Raw genomic sequence first — 1409 nt, forward strand, 5'->3', positions numbered from 1 at the left:
GGGCGCGGAGCGCCGCGACGGCCGCCCGCGGAGGATCCGGCGACTCGGCAGCTGGCGGCTCTGCCGGCAACTCGGCTGGCAACTCGGCTGGAATGAGGCGGGCCACGGCCTTGCCGCGGCGCGTGATGACCACCTCGTGCCCGCGCTCGACTTGGTCGAGGAGGGCACCGAGCCGATTCCTGGCATCGAGGACGCTGACGGGATCCATGCGATCATCTAGAGCCGTTCCCGATCGCGTTGCAATCGGGAACGGCTCTAAGTCTTTGATTCCACGCGCTCGCTTGCGCCGAACCGGTATCCACTTCGGCGGCGAGCGCTCTAGCCAGAGGCCTCGCGGTAGGACAAGCGATCCCGGTCGCCGTCCAGGACGGGGCATGGCGGCTGGACTCTCGCGGGCGCCAGCGCCGAGCTTTTGGCCGAGGTGGACCTGGGCGAAACGCGCCCGCCGTTTCGGCGGAACGGACGGCGCGCTTCCTAAGATAATTATGTATACACTACTCGAGCCGCCCCGGATCCCCGAGCCGTGATGCGCATGCCTGCTCCCGATATGCCCCCTGCCTATGTCGACCCCGCCACCGGCGCCTCCCACCCGATCGAGATCCCGCGCTGGCGGGGCGATTCGGGCGGGCCGCTGATGATCTCGCCGCTGCCCGGGATCGACCGGGGGCAGATTGACACCGGGCAGCGCTCGCTCTGGCGCTACGCGGCGGCGCTGCCGGTGGCGGTCACGGATCCGGTCTCGCTGGGGGAGGGCTGCACGCCGCTGGTGCGCCGGCCCTGGCGGGGGCGCCACGCCCATTTCAAGCTCGAATGGTTCGCCCCCTCGGGCAGCTTCAAGGATCGCGGCGCCTCCGTGATGCTGTCGATCCTGCGCCAGCAGGGCGTCGAAGCGGTGCTGGAGGATTCGTCCGGCAACGGCGGCGCCGCGGTGGCGACCTACGCGGCCGCGGCCGGGATGCGGGCCAAGATCCTGGTCCCGGCTTCGACCTCGCCGGCCAAGACCGTGCAGATGCGCGCCGCCGGCGCCGAGGTCGAGCTGATCCCCGGCACCCGCCAGGACACCGCGGACGCGGCCGTGCGGCAGGCCGACACGATCTTCTACGCCAGCCACAACTGGCAGGCGCATTTCCTCCAGGGCACCAAGACGCTGGCCTACGAGTTGTGGGAGGATCTCGGATTCACCGCCCCCGACGCCGTGATCATCCCGTGCGGGGCGGGCAGCAACGTGCTCGGCTGCGACATCGGCTTCTCGGAGCTGCTGCGCCGGGGCGCGATCGCCCGGCTGCCCCGCCTCTACGCGGTGCAGCCGGCCCGGTGCGCGCCCCTGCATGCCGGCTTCCAGGCGCAGGCCGAGGACTTTCTGCCGGTCACCCCGGGCCCGACGCTGGCCGAGGGCGCCTCCATCGCCC

The 1409-nt window shown here is 71.5% G+C and carries 2 protein-coding genes; both read left to right on the top strand.

The features are described 5' to 3' along the window. On the top strand, window positions 1–220 hold a 220-nt coding region (locus tag FV228_RS34570; RefSeq protein ID WP_246694077.1), incomplete at its 5' end, for a hypothetical protein. A 327-nt stretch (window positions 221–547) separates the two neighbouring features. Continuing rightward, window positions 548–1409: pyridoxal-phosphate dependent enzyme (locus FV228_RS29735; RefSeq protein WP_147857728.1), on the top strand; the 862-nt coding region annotated here is incomplete at its 3' end.

It is taken from the genome of Methylobacterium sp. WL18 (assembly GCF_008040015.1).
GTDB lineage: Bacteria > Pseudomonadota > Alphaproteobacteria > Rhizobiales > Beijerinckiaceae > Methylobacterium > Methylobacterium mesophilicum.